Source organism: Streptomyces sp. 71268 (assembly GCF_029392895.1).
Lineage (GTDB): Bacteria > Actinomycetota > Actinomycetes > Streptomycetales > Streptomycetaceae > Streptomyces.
The window spans coordinates 4,320,804-4,344,854 of record NZ_CP114200.1 but is presented as its reverse complement, the minus strand read 5'-3'; the positions used below and the strand labels follow the sequence as shown (position 1 = coordinate 4,344,854).

Genomic DNA, 24,051 nt, shown 5'->3' with positions numbered 1-24,051 from the left:
CGCGTCGCACCCTATAGCAATCTAGATTGCTAGCTTGCTAGCATCGTCGCGTGAGTGACGAAGGGGTCAAGCAGTTCAACGTGTACTTGCCGCTCGGGCTGATCAAGCAGGTCAAGCACCACGCCATCGAGACGGGTCAGTCCCTGTCGGCCGTGGTCGCGGAGGCCCTGCGCGTCTACCTCGACGACACCCACGGGCAGCGACAGCAACCGTCTGACAAGGAGAGCTGACATGGCGACCGACGGGATCGAGGCCGTGTTCCTGGAGACGCACAACTGGGGGAAGGCGGCGAGGTTCTGGCAGTCGATGGGCTACGAGCTGGAGTTCGCGACGGACCACCAGTCGGGCCAGCTCCGCAACGGCGACGGGCCGTACGTCTTCATCGCCGAGGTCCCCGAGGACCGGGAGCCCCGTACCCGGATCGTGCTGAAGGTGGCCGACGCGCGGGCGCTCGACCTGGACCCCGACGTCGAGGTGGTCACGCCGTTCGAGAAGACCCACTACGGGACCGCCGAGATGACCGTCCGTGACCCCGACGGGCGGCTGTGGAACCTCCAGGCGCCGGCATAGCGCCAGCGCGACAACCGGCGTAGCCATCGACCGCGGAGGGAGCGGGTCAGCGTGGACCAGGAGAAGAGCGTGCCGGACCACACGGCGGTGCGGGTGGCCCTGTGGCGGGCCCTGCACCTACGGGTGGACCCGCCACCGCACGTGTTCCGGGACGAGGTCGGGCTGCGGCTTGCCGAGCCCGGCGCGGACTGGTGGCGGCGGCCGGACATGGACCCGCTGGCCACCAGCGGCGCGCGGGCGGCCATCGTGGCCCGCGCGCGCTTCGTGGAGGACCTGGTCGCCGAGCGGGCGGCGCACGGGGTCGACCAGTACGTCGTGCTCGGCGCCGGGCTCGACAGCTTCGCCCAGCGCCGGCCGGAGGCCGCCGCCGGGGTGCGGGTCTTCGAGATCGACCAGCCGGCCACCCAGGCGTGGAAGCGCCGGCGGCTGGCGGAACTGGGCCACCCGACGGCCGACGCGGCGCACGACGGGCCACCTGACGGGCCGCACCTGGTGCCGGTGGACTTCGAGGCGGGTGAGGACTGGTGGGAGCGGCTCGCCGACGCCGGCTTCGACCGGACCCGGCCGGCGGTCGTGGCCTGCACCGGGGTCACGCTGTACCTCACGAAGGAGGCCACCACCGCCACCTTGTGCCGGCTCGCGCGGCTCGCCCCCGGCTCGACGCTCGCGATGACGTTCCTGCTGCCGACCGAACTCCTCGCCCCCGCCGACCGCGCCATGCTGGAGGCGACCAAGGTCAGGGCGCGCGCGGCCGGGACGCCGTTCATCGGCTTCTACGCCCCCGACGAGATGCTGGCCCTGGCCCGCGACGCCGGCTTCCGACACGTCCGCCACCTGCCCGGCTCCGCGCTGGCGGACCGCTACTTCGCCGACCGGACCGACGGCCTGCGCCCCTCCAGCGGCGAGGACTTCCTGCTGGCCACCGTCTGACGCCCCACGGAGCCGGCGGGCTGACGCCCCACGGGGCCGGCGGCGGAAAAATCCACGGGCCGGACCGGAGCACCGGCTGTTAGCCTGGTTCGTATGCAGTATCTGCTCTTCCTCTGATCGGGCCACAGGCTCCGCCGCCCCCCTCGTGGTGGGGCGCCGAGCCGCGACGCCGTCCACGGCCCCCGCCCTCGCCGGGCCGGGCCGCCCGTCAGCCCGAAGGCGCACGCACACCCCTCTCGTACGCGGCTGGTCACTCCCCCGTACGCGGGTGGTCACCCCTCCCGTACGCGGGTGCCGTGCGCCCGCTTCCGGAGGAAGAACACCATGCCCACCCTTACCCTGCTCGCCCGCAGCCGGGCCCAGCTGACCTGCGCGGACGTGCACGTCGCGCGCGGTGGCCGCCCCGTGCTGCGCCACCTCGACCTCCAGGTCTCGCCAGGATCGCGCTGGGGCGTCGTCGGCGAGAACGGCCGCGGCAAGTCCACCCTGCTGCACGTCCTGGCCGGCACCCTGGTGCCGGACGCGGGGACCGTGCACCGCGTGGGGACCCTCGCGCTGGCCGAGCAGCAGATGCCCGCCGACGACGGGCGTACCGTCGGCGACTTCGTCGACGAACACCTCGCCGACGCCCGCGCCGCCGTGCGCGACCTCGACGCCGCCTCGGCGGCCCTGGCCGCCGGCCGGCCCGGTGCCGAGGCGGCGTACGCGGACGCCCTGGAGGCGGCCCAGACGCTGGACGCCTGGGACGCGGACCGCCGGGTCGACGTGGCGCTCGCCGGCCTCGGCGCGGTCAGCGACCGCGCCCGCCCGCTCGACACGCTCTCCATCGGCCAGCGCTACCGGGTCCGGCTGGCCTGTCTGCTCGGGGCCGACGACGACTTCCTGCTCCTGGACGAGCCGACCAACCACCTCGACCTGGCCGGGCTCCACTTCCTCACCGAGCGGCTGCGCGCGCACGCCGGCGGCTCCGTCGTGGTCAGCCACGACCGGGCGCTGCTCGCGGACGTGGCCACCCACGTGCTCGACCTCGACCCGACCCGGGACGGCCGGCCGCGCGTCTACGGCGGCGGGTACGACGGGTACCGGGAGGGCCGCGCGGCCGAACGGGCCCGCTGGGCGGCGGAGTACGAGCAGCAGCAGGCCGAGCACGTACGGCTCGCGCAGGCGCTGTCCGAGGCGCAGAACCGGCTCAGCACCGGGTGGCGCCCCGACAAGGGCACCGGCAAGCACCAGCGCGCCACCCGCGCCGGCGCGCTGGCCCGCGCCGTGCACCGGCGCCAGGACGACCTGGCCCGGCACCGGGTCACCGCGCCGGAGCCGCCGCGCCACCTGACGCTGCCCGAGCTGCCGGCCCGCCCGGGCGTCGTACTGCTGCGCGCGGACGAGGTGACCGTGGCCGGGCGGCTGCGCCAACCGGTCAGCCTGGCCCTGGAGTCGGGCGGCCGGCTGGTCGTCAGCGGTCCCAACGGCGCGGGCAAGTCCACGCTCCTGGCCGTACTGGCCGGCGAACTCGCCCCCGGATCGGGCGAGGTGCACCGGCCGCACGGCGTCCGCCTCCACCTGCTCGGGCAGGAGTCGCCGCGCGCCACCGGCGAGCGGGCCCGCGAGCTGTACGAGGCGCACACCGCGCGCCTGGTCAGCGCCGGCGTCCTGGCGGCGGGCGAGGTCGTCGGGCTCGGCGCGCTGGGGTTGCTCGGCGCGCGGGACGCGAACAGGCCGGTGGCCGAGTTGTCGACGGGCCAACAGCGGCGACTCGACCTCGCGCTGGCCCTCGCGTCCCGGCCGCACGTCCTGCTGCTCGACGAGCCCACCAACCACCTGTCCATCGCCCTGGTCGACGAGCTGACCGAGGCGCTGCGGGCCACCGCCGCGGCCGTCGTCCTGGCCACCCACGACCGCCAGCTCCAACGCGACGTCAGCTCCTGGCCGCACCTGGCCCTGTCGCCGCGCCGGCTCCCGCTGTCGGCCACGGGCCCGCGCCCGTAACCTCCCGTACCCCCCCAGGCCGGAGCCGGGCTGGTGGCCTGACTGATGACGTGGGGCCGGGGCCAGGGCGGGATTGTTCACCGGGCCTGCGGCGGCTTGCTGAACAACCCGCGGTGGCCTGGGGTGGAGGCCGGAGGCCACGGGGAGCGCCGACGATCCGGCGTCGCTCGCCGCACCGCTCGCCGTAACGCCCGCCGTGTCGCCCACCGCACGGGGGTCGGGGGGCGGCCCGGGCGGTGGGTGCCGGTCGCGAGGGGAGGCGCGACGGTCCCCGTGGCCTCCGCAGCGCTCGGCCGTCCCCCGTCGCCCACCGGCGCGGGGGACACAGGACGATCCCGACGAGGAAGAGGAACAGTTCCCCATGGCCGATACCTTCACGCCGAGGTGCCGTACGGCGCTGGCCGTCGCCACGGCCCTCGCCGCCTCGCTCGCCGCGGTCACCGCCGCGCCGAGCACCGCGCGCGCCGCCGAGGCCGAACTCACCCCGGGGGCCGGCGCGGTCACCGCGAGCACGAGCGACGACAACGCGCCAGCCAACGTCGTGGACGACGACTTCGGCACCCGCTGGTCGGGCGAGGGCGACGGGGCCTGGCTCCAACTCGACCTCGGCGCGGCCAAGACCGTGAGCCAGGTCAAGCTGGCCACCTACCGGGGTGACAGCCGCCGCAACCGGTTCCAGCTCCAGTACTGGACCGGCTCCTCCTGGTCCACCGCCTTCGACGGCAGCAGCAGCGGCACCGGCACCGGCCTGGAGTCGTTCGCGATCCGCCCCGTCGAGACCACCAAGCTCCGTTACGTGGGCCACGGGTACGCGGGCGAGGACGGCACCACCGGCACCTGGAACAGCCTGACCGAGGTGCAGGTCTGGGGCGGCACGTCCGACGGCGACGGCGACGCCCGGGTGCCGGCGGACGTGCTCGACCTCACCAACTGGAAGCAGACCCTGCCCATCGGCGAGGACGAGCGCCCCACCGAGATCACCCAGCCGGAGCTGGCCCGCTACTCGCACGACCCGTACTTCAAGGTCGCGTCGGACGGCAAGTCCGTGCAGTTCCGCGCGCCGGTCAACGGGGTCACCACCAGCGGGTCCAAGAACCCCCGCTCCGAGCTGCGCGAGATGAAGAACGGCGGCAAGGACAAGGCGAGTTGGTCCACGACGTCGGGCACCCACACGATGACCGTCCGCGAGGCGTTCACCCACCTGCCCAACGACCGCCCGTACGTGGTCGGCGCCCAGATCCACGGCGGAAGCGACGACCTCACCGTCTTCCGCCTGGAGGGCAGGAAGCTCTACGTCACCAAGGAGGACACCACGCACCACAAGCTGGTCGACGACGACTACCGGCTCGGCACGGTCTTCGAGGCCAAGTTCGTGGCCGGGGGCGGCAAGGTCAAGGTGTACTACAACGGCGAGCTGAAGACCACGATCTCGCACTCCGGCTCCGGCAACTACTTCAAGGCCGGCGCCTACACGCAGGCGAACTGCGGCGACTCCAAGCCGTGCAGCTCCAGCAACTACGGCGAGACCAACATCCACCACCTGACCGTGCGGCACGACTGACCCCACGGGGCGGCGGGCCGGGCCGGGGCGCACGGGCCCCGGGCCGGCCCCGCCGACCGTGCGACCGCACCGCCGGGTCAGCCGAGCTGGCGCACGTCCAGCTCGCCGTCCGCGTACTGCCTGCGGATCACCTTCTTGTCGAACTTGCCCACGCTCGTCTTGGGCACCGAGGGCACCAGCGCCCAGCGCTCGGGCAACTGCCAGCGCGCGACGCGCTCGGCGAGGAAGGCTCGCAGCTCCGCGTAGTCCGCGCCGGCGCCCTCTCTGAGGACCACCGTCGCGAGCGGGCGCTCGCCCCACTTCTCGTCCGGCACCGCCACCACGGCCGCCTCCGCCACCTCCGGGTGGGCCATCAGGTGGTTCTCCAACTCCACCGAGGAGATCCACTCGCCGCCCGACTTGATGACGTCCTTGGCCCGGTCGGTCAGCGTGAGGTAGCCGTCCGGCGTGATGGTGCCGACGTCGCCGGTGCGCAGCCAGCCGTCCGGGCTGAACTTGTCCTCCGGGCGCAGCGGCACCCCGGCCGCGCCCCCGTAGTACGCCGCCGCGATCCACGGCCCGCGCACCTCGAGCTCGCCCGTCGACTTCCCGTCCCACGGCTGGAACGTGCCGTCCGCGCCGGCGAGCCTGGCCTCCACCGAGGCGGGGAAGCGCCCCTGGGTCTGCCGGTAGGCCCACTCCTCCTCCTCGGACAGGCCCTTCGGCGGGTGGGCGATGCAGCCGAGCGGCGAGGTCTCGGTCATGCCCCAGGCGTGCAGGACGCGGATCGCGTGCCGGTCCCAGAACGCCCGCATCAGGGACGGCGGGCAGGCGGCGCCGCCGATGATGACGCTGCGCAGCGAGGCCACGTCCCGCTTCCGCGCGTCCAGCTCGGCCAGCAGCCCCTGCCAGATGGTGGGCACGGCGGCGGCCAGCGTGGGGCGCTCGGCCTCGATCATCTCGGCGAGCGGCGCGGGCTGCAGGAACCGGTCCGGCATCAGGAGCGTGGTGCCGGCCATGAACGCGGCGTGCGGCAGCCCCCACGCGTTCACGTGGAACATCGGCACCACCGGCAACATGGTGTCCGCGACCGTCATGGCGAACGCCTCGGCGTTGTTGACCTGCATGGCGTGCAGGTAGATGGACCGGTGGCTGTACGCGACGCCCTTGGGGTCGCCCGTCGTCCCGGAGGTGTAACAGAGCACCGCGGCCTCGCGCTCGTCCAGCTCCGGCCAGTCGAAGCCGGTCTCCCGCCCGGCCAGCAACTCCTCGTACTCGTGCACCTGCGGTCGCGCATCCGCGAGCACCGACCGGTCGCCGGGCCCGGCCACCACCACGTGCTCCACGGTCGGCAGGTGCGGCAACAACGGCGCGAGCAGCGGCAACAGCGAACCGTTAACGATCAGGACCCGGTCCGCCGCGTGGTTCACGATCCAGGTGAGCTGGTCGGCGGGGAGGCGCAGGTTCAACGTGTGCAGGACGGCGCCCATGGAGGGGACGGCGAGGTACGCCTCCATGTGGTCGCTGTTGTTCCACATGAGGGTTCCGACCCGCTGGTCGCCCCGTACCCCCAGCTCGTCGCGGAGCGCGTGCGCGAGCTGCGCGCAGCGCCGGCCGATCTCGGCGAACGTCCGCCGCTCGGGCGCCGCGTCCCCGGTCCAGGTGATGACCTGCGAGTCGCCGTGCACCACCGCGCCGTGCCGCAGCAAGCGACTGACCGTCAGCGGTACGTCCTGCATCGTGCTCAGCACCGAGGCCTCCCAGAAAAAGAGTGAGGGTTACGCGCGAGTAAGGGATGGGCTGAAATATCGCAGTCACCCGGTGGGATGTCACTACTACGGGGCGAGGCCGGGGCCCGTTTCGGACGCCTGGCGCCACGGCGCGCGGCCCCCGGCGACCGCTGGCACGGGCCGTGTGGCCGGCGACAGAGCGGGCGCGGGCCGCGCGGCGGCGCGGGGCGGGCCGGGCGGCGGGCGGAAGTGTGAGTTCCGCTACGTCCACCGGCTGGCGCGCCCCTGGGTCGGCGGCCGGCGTCGTGTGCGGGCGGCCGCAGAGGCGTACGGGCGGGGGCGGCCCAGCGGTGGGGCGGCGGCGATCCGGACCGGCGCGGGCGGGCGGCGCGGGCGCGGGTGGCGCCAGCGGCGCGGGCGCGGGCAGCGCGGGCAGGCCGGTGCCGCGGCTGCGGCGGGGGAGCGCGGCAGACCGCGGCGGTCGGGTGGCCGGAGCGGGCCGGCGGGCCGGAGCGCGGGGGCCGAAGCGCCGGGCGAGCCTACGCGCGGGTGCCGGCGCGGGGCCGGTCCGGCACGCGGCGGGGCCGGGGCGGCGGCGGGCGGCGGCCGTGGGGAGCGCGTCCCGGCCGGGCGGAGCGCGGTCCGGCGCGCCCCGGTGGGGGGGGAGAGGCGGGGCGCGCTACGCGGCCCGGCTCAGCTCCGGGTCCTCGCGGAGCTTGCCGAGCGCGCGGGAGACGGCACTCTTCACCGTGCCGATCGACACCCCGAGCACCTCGGCGGTCTGGGCCTCGCTCAGGTCCTCGTAGTACCGCAGGACGACCATGGCGCGCTGCCGGTCCGGAAGCCGCACCACCGCCCGCCACATCGCGTCGCGCAACACCTGCTGCTCGGCCGGGTCGGGCGCCGGGGTCGGGTCGGGCTCCGGCAGCTCCTCGCAGGCGAACTCGTCCACCTTGCGCTTGCGCCACTGCGACGTGCGCGTGTTGACCAGGGCCCGGCGCACGTAACCGTCCAGCGCGCGGTGGTCCTCTATTCGCTCCCACGCCAGGTACGTCTTGGTGAGCGCCGTCTGAAGCAGGTCTTCCGCGTCGCTCGGGTTCGCGGTCAGCGAGCGGGCGGTACGCAGCAGCACCGGGCCGCGGTCCCGTACGTAGGACGTGAACGACGGGAACCCGGGGGTGCTAGCAGTGGATGCGCTGTTGCACACAGGCGTGGTCATGCCGTTAACGCTAGAAGCGGACTCCCTTCCTCGGATCGGCCGCAGGTGCCGAAGGAAAGTCCGCCTCTGGTTGTACGGGTAGTGCTGGCATCACCTCCTACGGGCGGAGGGCTCTCAGGGTCTGTCAGGGTTGCGCCGCGGGGCGTGGGCCGCCGATTCCGCGCTCTCCCCGCCCGCCACGCCTGCCCCGTCGGGCCCTGGGCCCGTCACCGGTCGTGAGACCCAGGTATGAGCCGCGCCCCGGACGCGCCGCCGCCCCGCCCCCGCCCGACCGCCACGCCCACCGGCGAGGGGCCGGTGCGTGGGTGGTCACGGCGGTGGCGGGACGCCGGGCCCGGACTCAGCGGATGATCGCCACGGGGGCGTCCACGCGGTTGCGGTCGATGGCGAGCCGGCGGCCCCCGTGCCGCTCGGTGACGTCACCCGCGTACTGGTGGATGCGCCGGTGCGGGTGCCAGGCGCGGCGGTCCAACCACTTCTCGCCGTACAACGACGGGGGTACGTTCCAGCGCGCGAACCACATCACCTCCGGCAGGTCCCGCTCGCCCGCCTTGCGGGCCCGCTCCATGTGGCGCACGCCCGAGTTGGCGCTGCTGTAGAACCCCGGCACGTAGTTCTGCTGCCGCACCTCGCGGCTCCACGAGCGGATGAAGGCCAGCGTGGTGCGGGCGCAGCGGTGCTGCCCGAGGCGGTACGCCTCCATGTCGAGGTAGAGCGCGCTGCCCGGGGCCATGCCCAGCCTGCGCGCCTGACCCACCGCGTCCCGCGCCTCCTGCCGGCCCTGTGCCCAGGCGTTGCCCCCGATCGTGAACTTCCGCTTGATGTTCGCGATCACGCACGGCGACTGCGAGCCGACGTAGATGGGAAGGACGTTCCACCCCATCTGCTTGGTCTCGCGCAGCCAGCTCTTGTTGAGGTGTTTCTGGTACTTGCAGTGCCGGGCGCGGCCCCCGAAGTAGACGCCGACCCCGCGGTAGGGCGAGGAGAGCCAGGCCCGCATGGTGCTCACCGACGGCGCCTGGCACCGGTCGAACGCCCAGCCCTGGAAGATCTTCCGCTTGGCCCCGCCGGCCTTGGCCTCGCCGGCCTGGGGCTTGTCCGCCGCGGGCCGGTCGGTCTTCGGCTTCGTCGCCTTGGGTCTGTCCCCCTCGGGTCGCTGGGGCTTCGGCTGCCGCGGCTTCGGCCTGTCCGTCCTGGGCTGGTCCGGCTTGGGCTCGGTGGCCGGGCGGTGCGCGGCGAGGGGCTCCGGGGGCGTCTTGTACGGGGCGCGGGCTGGAGCGGCCCGCCGCTCCGCGCGTACGGGGCGGGCCGGCTCGTCGCGGCCCGTCGCGGAGCGGAGCGCCGCCATGCGGAGGGTCGAGGCCCGCAGGAGCGAGGGATCGATGGGCAGCGAACGGGCCGGGTCGTCACCGGTCGGCAGGGTGCGCGGCAGGTAGTCCTCACCCGGGCGCCCGTACGACCGGTCCTCCGCCACCGAGACCGGGCCGGCCACCAGCACGCCGCACAGCGAGGCGAGCGCCGTGAGTACCGCGATCACCGCCCCGGCCAGCCGCCCGGAGCGGCTGAACCACCCCGGTCGCCGGGGCGGCGGCGCCTGCCGCGGCAGCAGCCAGGGCGGCCGACCCCGCGACGGCCCCAGCCGCCGCAGCCACGTGCTCCGGTGCGGGCGGCCGTCCACGGGCGGCCGAGGGGGCCCGAGGGGTCGGCGGCGTCGCAGACGCCAAGACCGCGGGCCCTGCCCGCGCGTGCCATACGTTTGTCCCATAAAAGGAGTGAAGGCACCGCCCTACCGTGGCGCCCGCAGACACGCCTGTCGTTCAGCCGTCTGCCCCCGCGATCGCGACCCCGACCTAGCCCGGACGTGGTACCCGGCGGCCTCCGCCGCCCCGCCCCGGGCGTCCGGCCTCGGCGGCTCGGTCCGGCACTCGGGTCCGAGTCCGACACCCGGGTCCGAGTCCGACACCCGGGCCCGGTTTCGGCACCCGGGTCCGGTTTCGGTCTCGCCCCGGTCCGCCGTCCCACGGCCTCCCGCCGCCGCGCCCCCTCCCCCGCCCTGGCGCGTACGCCAACGCCCACGCCAGCCCGAACGTCTACGCCAGCGCCGATGTCGATGCCGATGCCGACGTGGATGCCGATGTCGACGTGCGGTCGCGCCCGCCGGTGCCCCGGGCGCACAACAGCCGCGCGGCGGGCCCCGAAGGGCGCCGCCGCGCGACCGATCACCTCATGTCACCCTCGTGGCCGCGCACCAGCGGCCAGAGGTTCACCCCCCGCTCACCGCCTCACCACAGGGGGCCGAAGCTCACGTTGGTGTTGTGCTGGCTGATCGGGGTGAGACCCGAACCGATGACGCTCGCGTCGTTGTTGTTGTTCGTGGCCCCCGAGCCGTTGGCGTTCTGCTGCGTCGTCGTCGAGTTCCCGAGGTTCAACCCCGCCCCGCTTCCGATCAGCGCGGCGTCGCCGTCGTTCGACTCGGCCTTCGAGAGGCCGGCCGCGAGCGCTCCGCTGTCCGCCTGGGCCACCCCACCCATGAGGACGATGGCCAACGGGAGCGCGGCGACGGCCGCCAGAACGCGTGCGGTGCGAGTGCTTGCCATGTCAATTCCTCCTGGAATCAGGGACGTTGGTCCTTGGGCAAGGAGGGGGGCCCACCGCCTCGCCACCGTGTCGACGTCGCGAGACCAGAGTTGCCCACCGGGCCTGCCGTGAACGCTGTGCAGCCCCCGATTCCCCCGCAAGCATGACTCTTCTCCCCCAAACCCGCTCACACCAACTGACCCACCACCGCACTCTGTTGCGCCTCGCCCCGCGCCCGCGCCGACCTCCGTACGCCCCGCACCACCCCCACGCCAGGCCGCTCCCGCGCGTCCGCCGCCACACGCCGCGTGCCCGGCGCACGCCGGGCACACCCTCCCCGCCGGCACGCTCACCGGCGCCCGAGCCCCGATACCGAACAAGAGCCCACGCCCCTCCCCCGTACGGGTAGTGCCCACGGTGTCCGCGACCCGCCCCCGCCGTGCGCCCCGCACCATGGGCGGCGGCCAGGACCGCGCCCCAGGAGACCTACGTGAGCACCGTGCAGAGGCCCCCGCACTGCCCCACCTGCGGAACCCGTCCGCTGTGGAAGGACACCAGCGCGATCAGATCCGGCAAGGAGGACCGCTGGCTCTGGTACTGCACGACGTGCCTGCGCACCTATCTCCCCACCGGCGACCACAAGCGCAGATACGCCTGACCGACCAGCCGCTCCCGCCACACCCCGGGGCGCCCCCGGGCGCCCGGGACGTGCCCGGGGCGGTGAGCGCGGGAATCCCCGCCGCCCGACGCGGGTTACCTACCTCCGCACAGCCCGCAACGGGACGGACCGCGCAACGGGGCCGGGAGGCCGGGAATCGATGAGTCTTCGCCAGTACGAGTACGCCCTGGCCGTGGCCGAAGAGGGTTCGGTCACGGCTGCGGCGGAGCGGCTGCACGTGGCCCAGCCGTCGGTCTCCCAGCAGATCCGCGGCCTGGAGCGGGAGCTGGGCGTGGAACTGTTCGCCCGCACGGCGACGGGCCTGGTGCCGACCGTGGTCGGCCGCGCGTTCCTGCGCGAGGCGGCGGTCGCGGTCAACGCCTCGCGCCGAGCGCGGGCGACGGCGCGGGCCGGAGCGGACGAGCTGGTGGGCGAACTGGTGGTGTCGGTGCAGATGGGCTTCGGCACCCGGCAGTTGCCGAGCGCGCTGGGCGCGCTGCGCCGCCGCTTCCCGCGCCTTGAGGTCACCGTCTTCGAGGAGCCGAGCGCCGCCGAGATGGAACGCCTCGGGCGACGCGGTGCGCTGGACCTCGCCCTGATGGCGGTGTGCGAGCGCAGCCCCTCCAACGCCCACCACCTCGGCGACGAGGAGTTCGTCGTGGTGCTGGGCGCCGGGCACCGGCTGCTCGACACCGACCGGGTCGACCTGCGCGCGCTGGCGGGTGAGCCGTGGGTGCGGTTCGACCGCGACAGCGCGCTCGACGGCGTGCTGGTGAACGTGGCGCGGGAGAACGACATCACCCCGGTCACCGCCGCCCGCGTCTCCCAGACGGCGACGGCCGCGCGCTGGGCCGCCCAGGGCATCGGCGTGACACTCCTCCCGGCCTCCGCGGTGCCGCACGAGCACGCGCACCTGGTCCGCCCGGTGGACCCGCCCGTGACCCACCCCGTCATCGCCGTGGTCCGCCAGGCCCCGGGCCCCGCCGAGACCGCGCTGCTCGAACTCCTCCGCCAGGAGTCCTGGCCCGCGCCCGCCTCCCTCACCCCGGCCCTCTGACGCGCCCGGCCGCCCTGCCGACGCCCGCGGACTGAGCACTGAGCACTGACGGCCACCGGCTGAGGGGCTGGGAGCTGGGCACTGGGGGCTGGGGACTGGGACAGCCGGCTCAGAGCTGGGTGGCGCCGCCGTCCACGGCGAACTCGGCGCCGGTGGTGTACGTGGCGTCGAAGGCGAGGAACGTGGCTGCCCTGGCCACCTCTTCGACGGTGCCGAAACGCCGCATGGGCACCCCCTCGACCTGCCGTGCCTTGAACTCCTCGGCCGCCTCCGCGCCCATCGCGCGCTCCAACACCCCCGTGTCGATCGGGCCGGGGCTGACCGCGTTGACCCGGATTCCGCGCGGCAGCAGCTCGCGGGAGAGACTGCGGGCCATCGAACGCAGCGCCGCCTTGCCGGCCGCGTAGACACTGGCCTCCGGCACGCCCATGACGTTGGCGACTGACGTGGTGAGCACGACACCCGCGCCCGCGTTCAGCAACGGGGCGAGCTTCTGCACCGTGAAGTAGGCGCCCTTGACGTTGATGGCGAACAGTTCGTCGTACGCCTCCTCGGTCGTCGACTCGAAGGGCGTGAGCGCCGCTATGCCTGCGTTGACGAACAGGGCGTCGACCGAACCGAGTTCGCCCTTCACCCGGTCGGCCAGCGCGTCCAGGTCGGCGAGTACGGCCACGTCGCCGCGTACGGTCACCGCGTTCTCACCGAGCCGCTCCCGCGCGGCGTCGAGCGTGGCCTGCGAACGCCCGGTGATCATCACCCGTGCCCCGTCCGCCACCAGCGACTCCGCCATCGCCAGACCCATTCCGCTGCCGCCACCGGTGATCACGGCATTCTTCCCGCTGTACTTCCCCATACCCGAATCTCCTCACGCTCGTATTGCTCGTACCGCTCGTAACGTTCGTACCGCTCGTCTCGCGAACTTGTGGATATTCCGCAGCGCATGACGCTCCACGCCCCACGCATTCCAAGGCGCCGCCGAAGCCGCGGAATTCCGGCGCCGTCAGCCCCTGGGGAATTCACCGCCGTCCACAATGAGGTTGCTCCCGGTGAGCCAGTCCGCCCGGCCGGAGACGAGGAACAGCACCGCGTTCGCGATGTCGTCGGGCTCGCCGTCGCGCCCCAGCGGCGCGGTGTCGTCGGCGTTGGTCTGGCTCGGCGCCCCGTTCAGACGCGCCCACTGCTCCCGCGTCGCTTCGCCCCCGGGAGTGGCGACCCGACCGGGCGACACGGCGTTGACCCGGACTCCGTACGGGGCCAGTTCCAGCGAGAGCCCTCGGCTGTACGACTCCAACGCCGCCTTCGCCGCCACGTAGTGCAGGAACGGGCCCACCGGGGTGAGCACCGCGGCCGAGGAAACGTGCACGATCGCCCCCGAACGCCGCTCCCGCATCCCCGGCGCGAGCAACGCGTCCAGTCGCACGGCCGCCAGGTAGTTCAGGTCGAGGGCGCCCTGCCACTCCTCGTCGGGAATGGCCAACGCCCCTGTGTGCGGCGTCGCCCCACCCGCGTTGTGCACCACGATGTCCACCCCGCCGAGCCGCTCCCGCACCGCCGCGGCCAGCGCCTCCGCCCCGCCCCGCGTCCGCACGTCGGCCGCCACGAACCCGGCCCCCTCCGGCACCGCCCCCGACGCCTCCGACCTAGCCGTCGTCACCACCTCGGCCCCCGCGTCCAGAAACTGCCGCACGACAGCCGCACCGATCCCTCGGGTACCCCCCGTCACGAGGGCACGCTTTCCCGCGAGTTCCCTCGTTTCCGCCCCACCGTCGTTCGTGGTCATGCCACTTGCCCCCTCGAATCGCTCAGGTCATGGTCCGCTCGATGGAGCCAGAATTCCGCCGCGCACGGAACTCGTATTCCTGTGGAATTCGCGGCTTCTCGTTTCTCCGCACCGAGCTGTTTCACGGTACGACCGGCGAATAAGGCGGGGCAAAGACGAATGAGCAGTAGGACCTATAGGGAACCCCTATACGTGCCTGCCGACCGCTGACTGACCGGGGAGCGTCCCGTGTCGCGAGCCTGGCGGGGCACGGCATCGCGGTGCTGTTCCGCTTCTACGCCAAGGCCCCTCGCGGGGACCGGTCGCACTCGAACCAGCTCATCGCGAAGGGCCCGACCGAGGACTGACGCGTCTGGCCACAGGTTGGCCGCACCTACCGGTCAAACCCGGGACAGACGCGAGACGAAGTGAGACACCCCCAACGCATCAGGGGCGCCCCGCAACGCGGAGCGCCCCTGATGACCAGCGAAGACGCTGAACTGGGCGGAGGCTGAGGGATTTGAACCCTCGGTGACGTCGCCGCCACGACGGTTTTCAAGACCGTTCCCTTAGGCCGCTCGGGCAAGCCTCCCTTGCCCCGCCGACCTGCCGCGAGGCGTCTACAGCCTAGCGGCTCTCCGGGCCCGGTCGCCGCCCTGGTCCGCAGGCCGGACCGGGGCGGGGGCGGGGTCAATCGGGGTAGTGGGGCACGGGGGTGGGGGTGACGGGGTCAGCTGTCGCCCTTGCGCTCGCCCAGGGTGACCTGGACCTTGTTCTCCTTGCCGTTCCTGAGGAAGGTGACGACGACCTTGTCGCCGGGGCGGTGCGTCCAGATTTCGCTGATCAGCGTCGGGCCGCTGTCGATCACCGTGTCGTCCAGCTTGGTGATCACGTCGCCGGCGCGCAGGCCCGCCTTGTCGGCCGGGCCGCCCGGGGTGACGGGGTCGGTGGTGCCCTGGCCCTGTCGGGAGATGGTGGCGCCGGCGCCGGTGTCCTTCATGTTCACCGTGGCCTCGATGACCGGGTAGACCGGCTGCCCCGTCTTGATCAGTTGCTCGGCGACCTGTTTGGCCTGGTTGATCGGGATGGCGAAGCCGAGGCCGATGCTGCCGGACTGCTGGCCCTGGCCGCCGAAGCCGCCACCGCCGCCCGCCGGCTGGATCGCGGAGTTGACGCCGATGACGGCGCCGGAGTCGTTGAGCAGCGGCCCGCCGGAGTTGCCCGGGTTTATCGACGCGTCGGTCTGCAGCGCGCTCATGTACGACGCCTTGCTGCCGCCGCCGTCGCTGGAGGAGACCGGCCGCTTCTTCGCGCTGACGATGCCCGTCGTCACGGTGCCCGAGAGCCCGAACGGCGCGCCGATCGCCACCGTACCGTCGCCGACCTCGACCTTGTCGGAGTCGGCGAGCGGCAGCGGGGTCAGGGCGCCGGGCGCGTTCTTCAGCTTGAGCACGGCGATGTCGTACCCCTCGGCCCGGCCGACGACCTCGGCGCGGTACTTCTTGCCGTTGGAGAACGTGACCCGCAGTTCGCCGCTGTCCGCGGCGGACGCGACGACGTGGTTGTTGGTGAGCAGGTGGCCCTGCTTGTCGTAGACGAAGCCGGTGCCGGTGCCGCCCTCGCCGGAGGTGCTTTGCGCCTCGATGGTGACGACGCTCGGCAGCGTCCTGTCCGCGATGGCCGACACGGAGCCGGGGGCGCGATTGCTGGACTTGGCCTCTCCGGTGGCGGAGATGGTGGTCGACTCGCTGTCGCCGTCCCGCTCGGCGGCCCAGAACCCGATGCCGCCGCCGATACCGCCCGCCACCAACACCGCCGCCAGGACGCCCGCGAGGATGCCGCCGCGCCCGCGACGCGGCGGCACCGGGCCGGGTGCGCCCGCGCCCCAGGGCGCGTGCGGGTCACCGGGCCCGCCACCCGTGCCGTACGGCTGGCCGCCACCCGACCACCACCCGCCGCCCCCGGCACCACCCGCACCGCCGGCACCGCCCGCGGGCGGGCCGCCCACCGTCCCGTGCTGCGACATGGCCTGCGCGGCGTGCGGCGTCCCGGTCTGCGGGGCGTGCGGCGCCGGGTGGCCGGGGGCGGTGGACGACTGCGCCACGGGGGTCGGCTCCGCGAGGGGCGCCGGCGTACGCCCCGCGTCGGCGGGCGGGCCGTCCTGCCGCGCGGACGCGTCGACCGTCGTGATCTCGGCCGTCGGGTGCGGCGCGGGTGAGCCGGCCACCGTCTCGGCGTCACCGGGGGCCGAACGCGCGGAGTCCGCCCCGACGCCCTTCGCGGAACCGGCCGCGTCCGGGGCGGCCGGCGGAGGCGCGGACTGTGCCGGGGCGGGGGACGCGGGCGGGGCGAGGCCGTAGTCGGGGGCGGGGTGCTCGGGGCCGGGCGCGGCGGTCGGCGCTGGAGGCGCCGTGCGCGGCTCGGTCTCGGGCGGAACAGCAGCGCCTTCGTTTTCCGTGCTCACAGCTCACTCCTCAGATGCACGACGTTTCGGTCAGGTGGCGGGCGGCCATCGCGTACGAAGGTCTGCCACCAGCCTTTCCCACGGCCTGTCAGGCCGCCGTAAGGAGCGGCGGCCCCGCCCCGGAGGGCGGCGGACCACCGGCAACCTCACCCGACGCCCCCCACTTCGACCTGGGTGCAACGGACGAAACGGACGAGCCTCCGCGGGGGCGGGTGCCACCGAGGCGGCGCGCGCCGGGCGGTGGCACCATAACGCGGTGACCTATGCGCGCCCGGCCAGGGACAGTCGCCCCGGCCCGCACAGCCCGTTCGTCGTCGCCCACCGCGGGGCCTCCGAAGCGGAACCCGAGCACACCCTGATCGCGTACGAGCGAGCCATCGCGGAGGGCGCCGACGCCCTTGAGTGCGACGTACGGCTGACCGCCGACGGGCACCTGGTGTGCGTGCACGACCGACGGGTGAACCGGACGTCCAACGGGCGGGGGGCGGTCTCCAGCATGGAGCTGTCCGACCTCGCCGCCCTTGACTTCGGTTCTTGGAAGGGGCAGGCCGCCGACGCCGAGGTGCCGGACCGGGACGCCGCCTCCGTGCTGACCCTGGAGCGGCTGCTCGAACTCGTCGCCGACGCGGGGCGCCCGGTCGGCCTCGCCATCGAGACCAAGCACCCGACGCGCTGGGCCGGGCAGGTGGAGGAGCGGCTGCTGACGCTGTTGCGCCGGTTCGGCCTGGCGGGCGGCCCGAGCGCGCCCAACGAGCCCGCGCCGGTGCGGATCATGAGCTTCTCGGCGCGCTCGCTGCACCGGGTGCGCGCGGCGGCCCCCGGCCTGCCCACCGTCTACCTCACGCAGTTCCTCTCGCCCCGGCTGCGGGACGGTCGGCTGCCCGCGGGCGTGAGCATCGCGGGCCCCAGTGTGCGCATCGTCCGCAACCACCCCGGGTTCGTCGCCCGCCTGCACCGCGCGGGGCACCGGGTGCACGTATGGACCGTGAACGAGCCGGCCGACGTCGACCTGTGCGTACGGCTCGGGGTCGAGGCCATCATCACCAACCGGCCGAAGCAGGTGCTGTCCCAACTCGGGCGTACATAACGCCCATGACACGGAGTGCACCGGCGCATTCGGTACGTAGGTGATCACGACGAGTACGCCACCCGATCGCAGTTGGCCGGTTTCCGATCCACTTCCTCCGGGCATCCACCCCTTGGCATGGGGCAAAGGAGGTCTCGGGGGTGGCGTTGGTGGTGGCACAGGAAGTGCCGACGTCGTCGACTATGTCCGTTCCCCATGGCCCTGCGGGCGTGGGTGAGGCGCGGCACCGGATGCGCGGGGAGCTTCGCTCCAGCGGGGTGCCGGAGTCGGTCATAGACGACGCAGTATTGATCCTTTCCGAATTGCTCAGCAACGCGTGTCGGCACGGCCGACCGCTGGACGCCGACGACGGCGGGGCGAGCGGCCGCGACACCGTGGACGGCGGGGCCGCCGGCGCGATGCGCGCGGCCTGGCACGTGGAGGCGTGCGGCCGACTCACGGTCGAGGCGACCGACGGCGGCGGCCCGACAAGACCACTTCCGGCCACGCCGTCGATCACGGCCCGCGGCGGCCGGGGCCTGCACATCATCACGGCGCTCGCCGAGGAGTGGGGCGTACGGGACGGGCACGGCGAAGTCACCGTATGGGCGGTCTTGTCCCCACACGACGCTCCGCCCGAGGCGCCCTCGCGCATCGTCCTCACCCCCGAACTGCGCTACGCGACGCCGCGCCCCGAGCCGCTGGGCGGGCGGGGTGGCGGCCTCGGCGGTGGCCTGGACGGCCTTGAAGAGTTGAACGAACTGGGCGAGCTGGACGGCACCGCCTGAGCCACCCCCGCCTCACTCCCGCGACCACACGGGCCCCACGCCCCTCGGCCTCACTGGCCCTGTCGCGCCCCCGGCCTCCGCGCGCCCCGGGCCAACGCGTCGGTAAAAGCGCCCCGGGCCACGGGCCAGCGCCCGGCCCAGCGCGCCGGCCCGGTCGGACCGGGAGTGGAGTGGGGCCGGGTCCGCGCCGGCCCTCCGGTGGTACGGGCCCGGGCATCCCGCCGACGGGCCGCTCCCGCTGCCCGACTGCCAGATTCCGGCTCCGTGTCGGGCCGCGCGTCGTGCCGCCTGGCGCGCGCTCTGGCGGAGCCGCGTACCGGAAGGGCTAGGCTCGCGACGCGTAGGAGCCGTACCGACCGGGAGACAGCCACACCATGGCCAAGAAGCGCCGCCCCCAGCCGAAGACCACGCCCCAGGGCGCGGCCGATGCCTACCCCGTGGTCGGGGCACGCGAGCCCTGCCCGTGCAACTCGGGCCGGCGCTACAAGGCGTGCCACGGCCGGGCCGCCGCGCACGCGGTGACCGAGCTGGTGCAGCGCCCGTTCGAGGGACTGCCCGGCGAGGCGGACTGGGTCGCGCTGCGCGAGCTGGTGCCCGCGGCCACCGTGGAGCTGCACCTCAAGGACGGGCTGCCGGACGGCGTTCCGTCGGTCACCCTCGCCACGGTGCTGCCCATGGCCTGGCCGGCGCTGCGCCGCGACGACGGCGCCGTGCTGCTCGGCCTCCAGAACGACACCACGTCGGGCGACCTGAGCCGCGACCTGGCGAGCACGTTGCGACGCGCGCTGACCGCCGAGCCGGGCACGCCCGTCGCGGCCGGTGACGCGCCGGGCGCCGGCCGGGCGCCGGCCGACGGGCCACGGCTCCAGGACCTGCTGGACCTCGACCGCCCCTTCGAGCCGGTGGTGCACCAGGGGTTCGAGTTCTGGATCGAGGACGCGGAGAACGCGAGCGCCGAGGTCACCGCGTCCCTGGAGCGGGCGAACGAGGCCGCGATCCCGACCGTCCGGCTGACCGGCGTCGAGTCGGCGTACTGGTGCGAGACGCCGGACAAGAACCACCTGCGGTGGGTCATGACCCATCCGGAGGAGAAGCTCCTCGACGCGCTCGCCCGCCTGCACGCGGCCGGCGTGTCCTCGCTCGGCGAGGGCACGCGGCTGGTCGGCTCGTTCCGCGCGCACGGCCTGACGGTGCCGGTGTGGGACCTGCCGACCGCGATGCGCGCGGACGATGTCGAGAAGCCCGCCGCGGAGTTCGCGGAGCGGCTCGCCGGCGCGCTCGCGGCCGAGGCGCCGCTGACGTCCGACGAGCGCCGCGCGCGCAGCGGGCTCACCAACCGTCAGGTCACCCTGAGCTGACGCCCACGGGCCCACCCGGGCCCGCCCGCGCGCACCTCTTCCCGGGGCGCCCCGCACCGCTCGCTCACCGCGACCGGGCAGGGCGCCCCGTGGCGTTCCCGCCCGGGACGGGGGCGCGCGGCGGGTGCGGGGCGCGGCCGGGCGGGAGCGCGGGAGGTGGGGTGGCCGGCGCGAGAAACCCGGCGCGGGGTGGTGCGCGGCCGACGGGAAAAGGGCCGTCGCGGGCGGGAGGCCGGCGGGAGTACCCGCGTACCGGAGTACGGAAGACCGGAACGGCGGGCGGAGTGTGTGCCAGGGCGGGGGGTGCCGTTTTCGGAATATCGTATTCCGCATATGTCCTGTTCCGGGGCGCCGTTTCCCACCAATGACACGTCCGCTCGACTGACCGTTTGCCCGATTGTTTGCACGGCGAGTGCGCGGATGCCGTTCGCGGGGCGTCCGGTGATCGAATCCGACGTCGATGGATGAGGCCCGCCGAATGGGCTCGTACGCGACGGCAACGCGCCACGACTTCCCCGGCTTCCGTTCTTCCCCACACGCCACGACCGGGCGGGGGATATCGCAGCGTCTTTGCGGAACGCGTTGTTCGTACGGTACGGACAAATCTTTCGTACGGTCCGCACAAAGCGCGCCCGATCCGCACGCGACCACGACCGGCACCGCGTCCACGCAGCGCCCGTCGCGACGCCCGTCGCGACGCCCGGTGCCGCCGCGGACGCGAATGGCGAACAGGGGCCAGGGCCAAGGTGCCGGCACCGCCGGCGCACGCCCGCGCGCCGGGGACGCCGCCCACGACCCCGCACCCCGCACCAGCCGGCCGGGCCCGACCGCCCGCACCCGTACGACCAGCGCGAAGGCCCGCCGGGGCGGGGTGCGGCGAAGACCTGGGCGGGCGGGTGCGCACGAGGGGGCCGCAGGCCCGGCGGGGCCGTGGGGGCGCGCGTGGTGGGCGCGGTCGGGTGGCGGCCGCGTGGTCGGCGCGGGGCGGCATGCCATAAGGAGTTCCCGACCGATTCCCGGGAGTTTGTGGCCGCCGGAAGGGTTTAGGAGTCCGGCGGTTTCCTTGAGGTGCGGGTTCGGGCGGTGCGCCGTTCCGGGCCGCGGTGGGTGCGGCGGGTGGTCGGGCGTGGTGTCCGTGTACGGCCACGGGGGAACGCTGTTGCGTACGCGACATGAGATAGCCGCGATTGCGTCGGGATAGCGGAGTTAGCCCAGTCGACGGGCGGCGAGGGGTGTGGCGATCACGGCGTGTCTCCGACGGGCACCGTACAGATGATCTCCAGACGATCCAGATGCGTGACCCTGGTCACAACTCCCGGTATTAGCCAGGAAATACGCGTCTTGAAATCCGCGATCGAATTTGCGAACTGCCGATCTCTTGTTACCGTTCTAGGAGCCCGGTCGCTGGTGCATCCCCCGTCGCCAGCGACCGGGCGCTTCCATGCCCGGCCCACGTCGCCGGCAGCCAGGGGAAACCGCGTCCCCGGCCCGTTCATTCCGCCCCGCGCGCCACCGAGTTGCCGCGCCGAGGGCCTCGCGCCCCGCCGGCCCAGCGCCCGCACCGCTCGAACGCCCCCCCCGGCCGCACGGCTCCCGTTCGCGCACCGCGCTCCACGCCGCCTGCCCGGCCCGACTTCTGGCCCGGCGTCAGCCGGCCCGCACCACGCCCTGGCCAGGCCCGCTCGCCCCCGCCTGCGCCCGGCCCGCTCCCAGCTCGGGGCCGCGGGCGCCGCCCAGCGCCCGCCTCGTGCCCGCCCGCGGCCTCGGCTGGCCCAGCGGGGGCGGCGACGGCACGTACCGCCGCCAGGCGCCGCCTGGCGGGCCCCGCGCGGGCCCTCCCGGCCCGCGTGGCGCCGCCGTCCGGCCGCGCGGGGAGCGGCCGCACGGCGCCCGGACGGGCCGGCCCTCACCGCCCCGGTCGCGGCGTCCGTCTGGCCCACGCCGCGCCCACCCCTCGCGTCGCGCCGCGCACCGGCGCCACCCGGCACCACACCGCCTCCCCGGCGCACCCCCCGGCATCCGACGCACCATCCGGCACGGGGTCGGCGGGTCCGCCGGCCGCCCGGCCCGAGCGGTACTCCAGGGGCGCTCTACCAGGTCACCACCCGTACGCTGGCCGGCCGTCACCGGCCGCTGGGCCGGCTCCGGCCCGCCGCACCCGGCGCCGCCACAGCCGTCTTCGGCCGTCCCACCGCGCCCCTCGCCACCACGCCCACCACCGCGCGGTGCCCCGCCGCGAGTTGGGCCGCCGGCCGCCCGGCCCCGGGCACCGCGCGGCGGAGCGCCGCTCGTACGCGACGGTTCGGGGGCGGGCGGCGGGGCCGCTCGTGCCGGGGCTCGGCCCCTCGGCAGGTGGCTCGTCACACGGCACGGGGCCGCGAAGGCGTGAGATCACATCTGTCACATAGGCCACTCGCATCACATTTGAGCTGGGCTTGAGGGGCGATATCAAGCCAGTACCGATGAGTTGCATCCGCGCGTCGACGACCCCGGCATGGCGCGATCGCGCTTGCACTCTCCGTAACCGTGCCCTTCGAGCGGTCCCGCGCGCGACGGGGCGGCGGACGGGGCGGTGCGGGGTTATTGGAGGTTTCCGCGCTTTCGCCGTCGCCCGCGCGGTGGCCAGCGGCGGTGCCGTACCGGGCGCGGCACGAGGCCATTCGGTGTACCGAGCATTGAAGAGTGAAAGACAGCGGGCGACGAGCGGGGCGCCGCGCACCGCGCCGGAACGCCGCCCACACGCCCCGTCACGGCCAGCCGCCGCCCCGTACGGCAGGCCGCGGCCCGGCGGCGAGCCGGAGGCGGCGGACCGGCGTCAGGCCGGAGGCGGCGGACCGGCGTCAGGCCGGAGGCGGCGGGACTCCGGGCGCGAGCCGTAGGGCGCCGGAAACGCCACCGGCCCGCGCGGAGGCGGGCCAGCGGGTTGGCAGGTGCGCCGCCGCCCTGGTGGGGACGGGGCGGCGGGTGCGCTCAGTAGGCGAGTTCGCTGCTGCTGCCGCCCGGGGCGTTGGCGCTCGCCTCGACCAGCGCGTCGGCTACGGCGCCGACCTGCGGCAGCCACGGGCGCGACACGCCACGGGCGGCCGGCCGGGGGGCGCGCTCCCAGCGCACCTGGCCCGCGCCGGTCTGGGACGGCGGCAGGGCCACGTACCCGCCCTCGCCGTGGAAGCGCAGCGAACTGGGCACCCAGTCCTGCCGGTGCAGCAGCTCGCCGAGTTCCTCCAGCGAGTACGGGGCGACCAGCAGTGACCAGCGGGTGGGCGTGGCGATCACCGGGCCGATGGCGATGCCGGCCAAGTCGAGGGCGGCGACCGCGCGGGCGCCGGCGACGGCGGGCAGGCTCACCGCGCTCGGGGCGCGGTTGCCGGTGGCGAGGATGATCGGCGCGGTGGGCCGGTTGGTCCACCACCACTGCACCATCCGGGCGTCGGTGGTGGCGGCGAGCAGGCCGGGGTCGAAGGGGTGCGCGCCGGGCACCACGCAGTCAGGGTGTGGGCACCCGCACTCTCCGGGCCTGCCACCTGGCGGAATGCCGACTCCGGGCAGGATCGGCCAGTGCCATTCGGTGGCGCAGGTGAGCGCCGCGCCGAGCAGCGCCGTCCTCCTGCCCCGCCGCATCGAGAACTTGCGTCGCCTTCCGGGGATCTCGCGCATGAGCGCTCGTTCCTTTCCGTGAACGCCGAGGGCTGCGGACTGCCGTACGCGGCAGCGGACGATGGATCTCCATGGCTTCCGCCTGGTCGGGACGGCGCCATGGCACTGCGGTGGCACTGCTCACACGGTGGCACTACTGACTCTGCTGGCACTTCAGGCACTGCGGACGCTACGGCCTTTTCGCAACTTCCCTGCATTTCGCTTGCGCAGTGCGGCGCTGGATCAACGCCGTCGATCACATTGCGTGAAACTCATGTCACCGCACGTACCGGGGGTGTGCCTCTCCCCGACCGTGCTCCACGAGGAGCCCCTTGCGGTCGAACCTGGACCATGGCGAGGGGTGGCGTGCGCGGCGCGCCTGCCGACTGGTGCTCAGTGTGCGTCCCCCGCCACTGCTGAGGGTGGGCTCGACCGTCATCGATGAAGACGCTCGGACCCGCGATGGGGTTCCGGGTCGACCCAACTGCCCCCGCCCTTCAACAAGTGCATACCCCCCGAGGTGGGTATGACGCGCTGCCGGATGACGACAGTCGACCGCAAATCGATTGCGCGAAGGGCATTTTCCAGACAACTTCGATTCACCACAGACACCAACAACCCCACCGCCCCAGTGCTAGACATCGCCTTACGGGTGCGTGTACATGTGGAGCATTCGTAGCGACGCAACATGACATGGGGGTTTGCGATGCTATTGA

Annotated in this window: 18 protein-coding genes and 1 tRNA gene; 10 read left to right on the top strand and 9 right to left on the bottom strand. The window is 74.2% G+C overall.

Annotated elements, in window-relative coordinates; all coding sequences use genetic code 11:
• Positions 1–50 precede the first annotated feature (50 nt).
• From OYE22_RS16755 to OYE22_RS16735, 5 genes are all read left to right on the top strand, one after another.
• Positions 51–230 (top strand): ribbon-helix-helix domain-containing protein, encoded by a 180-nt coding sequence (locus tag OYE22_RS16755; protein ID WP_277321162.1) that lies wholly within the window; start codon positions 51–53, stop codon positions 228–230.
• A gap of 1 nt (position 231) precedes the next feature.
• Positions 232–570, top strand: a complete 339-nt coding sequence (locus OYE22_RS16750) for a VOC family protein (RefSeq protein ID WP_277321161.1) — start codon at positions 232–234, stop codon at positions 568–570.
• Positions 571–621: 51 nt separating this feature from the next.
• The gene (locus tag OYE22_RS16745) at positions 622–1,500 is read left to right on the top strand and encodes a class I SAM-dependent methyltransferase (protein ID WP_277321160.1); all 879 of its coding nucleotides are present in this window, start codon (positions 622–624) and stop codon (positions 1,498–1,500) included.
• Positions 1,501–1,824: 324 nt separating this feature from the next.
• Positions 1,825–3,486 (top strand): ABC-F family ATP-binding cassette domain-containing protein, encoded by a 1,662-nt coding sequence (locus OYE22_RS16740; RefSeq protein WP_277321159.1) that lies wholly within the window; start codon positions 1,825–1,827, stop codon positions 3,484–3,486.
• A gap of 361 nt (positions 3,487–3,847) precedes the next feature.
• Positions 3,848–5,047: a polysaccharide lyase family 7 protein gene (locus OYE22_RS16735; RefSeq protein WP_277321158.1), complete on the top strand. Its 1,200-nt coding sequence runs from the start codon at positions 3,848–3,850 to the stop codon at positions 5,045–5,047.
• Positions 5,048–5,124: 77 nt separating this feature from the next.
• On the opposite strand, the gene OYE22_RS16730 is transcribed toward OYE22_RS16735, so the two are convergent.
• The 4 genes from OYE22_RS16730 to OYE22_RS16715 form a co-directional block, all read right to left on the bottom strand.
• Entirely contained in the window at positions 5,125–6,777 is a 1,653-nt protein-coding gene (locus OYE22_RS16730; protein ID WP_277321157.1) for a long-chain fatty acid--CoA ligase, read from the bottom strand.
• Between the two features lie 658 nt (positions 6,778–7,435).
• A complete protein-coding gene (locus tag OYE22_RS16725) occupies positions 7,436–7,975 on the bottom strand; it encodes a SigE family RNA polymerase sigma factor (protein ID WP_176162794.1) in 540 nt (179 codons plus the stop codon).
• A gap of 340 nt (positions 7,976–8,315) precedes the next feature.
• Entirely contained in the window at positions 8,316–9,512 is a 1,197-nt protein-coding gene (locus OYE22_RS16720; RefSeq protein ID WP_277321156.1) for a glycoside hydrolase domain-containing protein, read from the bottom strand.
• 745 nt (positions 9,513–10,257) lie between these two features.
• Positions 10,258–10,572: a hypothetical protein gene (locus OYE22_RS16715; protein ID WP_176162795.1), complete on the bottom strand. Its 315-nt coding sequence runs from the start codon at positions 10,570–10,572 to the stop codon at positions 10,258–10,260.
• Positions 10,573–11,042: 470 nt separating this feature from the next.
• On the opposite strand from OYE22_RS16715, the gene OYE22_RS16710 reads away from it, so the two are divergent.
• Positions 11,043–11,210: a hypothetical protein gene (locus OYE22_RS16710; RefSeq protein WP_187059829.1), complete on the top strand. Its 168-nt coding sequence runs from the start codon at positions 11,043–11,045 to the stop codon at positions 11,208–11,210.
• Between the two features lie 160 nt (positions 11,211–11,370).
• Positions 11,371–12,267, top strand: coding sequence for a LysR family transcriptional regulator (locus OYE22_RS16705; protein ID WP_277321155.1), 897 nt, complete (start codon positions 11,371–11,373; stop codon positions 12,265–12,267).
• Between the two features lie 109 nt (positions 12,268–12,376).
• On the opposite strand, the gene OYE22_RS16700 is transcribed toward OYE22_RS16705, so the two are convergent.
• The 4 genes from OYE22_RS16700 to OYE22_RS16685 all read right to left on the bottom strand — a co-directional run bounded on the left by OYE22_RS16700 (position 12,377) and on the right by OYE22_RS16685 (position 16,490).
• Positions 12,377–13,120: an SDR family oxidoreductase gene (locus OYE22_RS16700; RefSeq protein WP_277321154.1), complete on the bottom strand. Its 744-nt coding sequence runs from the start codon at positions 13,118–13,120 to the stop codon at positions 12,377–12,379.
• Between the two features lie 147 nt (positions 13,121–13,267).
• Complete coding sequence (locus OYE22_RS16695) at positions 13,268–14,047, bottom strand: SDR family oxidoreductase (RefSeq protein ID WP_277321153.1); 780 nt, start codon at positions 14,045–14,047, stop codon at positions 13,268–13,270.
• 484 nt (positions 14,048–14,531) lie between these two features.
• Positions 14,532–14,618, bottom strand: a tRNA-Ser gene (locus OYE22_RS16690).
• 138 nt (positions 14,619–14,756) lie between these two features.
• Positions 14,757–16,490, bottom strand: coding sequence for a trypsin-like peptidase domain-containing protein (locus tag OYE22_RS16685; RefSeq protein WP_277321152.1), 1,734 nt, complete (start codon positions 16,488–16,490; stop codon positions 14,757–14,759).
• Between the two features lie 256 nt (positions 16,491–16,746).
• Between OYE22_RS16685 and OYE22_RS16680 the strand changes: the two genes are divergently transcribed.
• From OYE22_RS16680 to OYE22_RS16670, 3 genes are all read left to right on the top strand, one after another.
• Entirely contained in the window at positions 16,747–17,577 is an 831-nt protein-coding gene (locus OYE22_RS16680) for a glycerophosphodiester phosphodiesterase (RefSeq protein ID WP_277321151.1), read from the top strand.
• Positions 17,578–17,717: 140 nt separating this feature from the next.
• On the top strand, positions 17,718–18,344 hold the full coding sequence (locus OYE22_RS16675; RefSeq protein WP_277321150.1) for an ATP-binding protein: 627 nt from the start codon (positions 17,718–17,720) through the stop codon (positions 18,342–18,344).
• Positions 18,345–18,718: 374 nt separating this feature from the next.
• Positions 18,719–19,702, top strand: coding sequence for a DUF5926 family protein (locus tag OYE22_RS16670; protein WP_277321149.1), 984 nt, complete (start codon positions 18,719–18,721; stop codon positions 19,700–19,702).
• A gap of 2,970 nt (positions 19,703–22,672) precedes the next feature.
• Here OYE22_RS16670 and OYE22_RS16665 read toward each other — a convergent pair.
• Positions 22,673–23,356 (bottom strand): bifunctional DNA primase/polymerase, encoded by a 684-nt coding sequence (locus OYE22_RS16665; protein WP_277321148.1) that lies wholly within the window; start codon positions 23,354–23,356, stop codon positions 22,673–22,675.
• Positions 23,357–24,051: the final 695 nt, after the last annotated feature.

Excerpts from the sequence above, each read along its gene's own strand:
- OYE22_RS16750 (WP_277321161.1), top strand. The coding sequence starts at position 232 with ATGGCGACCGACGGGATCGAGGCCGTGTTCCTGGAGACGCACAACTGG.
- OYE22_RS16740 (WP_277321159.1), top strand. The coding sequence starts at position 1,825 with ATGCCCACCCTTACCCTGCTCGCCCGCAGCCGGGCCCAGCTGACCTGC.
- OYE22_RS16735 (WP_277321158.1), top strand. The coding sequence starts at position 3,848 with ATGGCCGATACCTTCACGCCGAGGTGCCGTACGGCGCTGGCCGTCGCC.
- OYE22_RS16725 (WP_176162794.1), bottom strand. The coding sequence starts at position 7,975 with ATGACCACGCCTGTGTGCAACAGCGCATCCACTGCTAGCACCCCCGGG.
- OYE22_RS16715 (WP_176162795.1), bottom strand. The coding sequence starts at position 10,572 with ATGGCAAGCACTCGCACCGCACGCGTTCTGGCGGCCGTCGCCGCGCTC.
- OYE22_RS16705 (WP_277321155.1), top strand. The coding sequence starts at position 11,371 with ATGAGTCTTCGCCAGTACGAGTACGCCCTGGCCGTGGCCGAAGAGGGT.
- OYE22_RS16700 (WP_277321154.1), bottom strand. The coding sequence starts at position 13,120 with ATGGGGAAGTACAGCGGGAAGAATGCCGTGATCACCGGTGGCGGCAGC.
- OYE22_RS16695 (WP_277321153.1), bottom strand. The coding sequence starts at position 14,047 with ATGACCACGAACGACGGTGGGGCGGAAACGAGGGAACTCGCGGGAAAG.
- OYE22_RS16670 (WP_277321149.1), top strand. The coding sequence starts at position 18,719 with ATGGCCAAGAAGCGCCGCCCCCAGCCGAAGACCACGCCCCAGGGCGCG.
- OYE22_RS16665 (WP_277321148.1), bottom strand. The coding sequence starts at position 23,356 with ATGCGCGAGATCCCCGGAAGGCGACGCAAGTTCTCGATGCGGCGGGGC.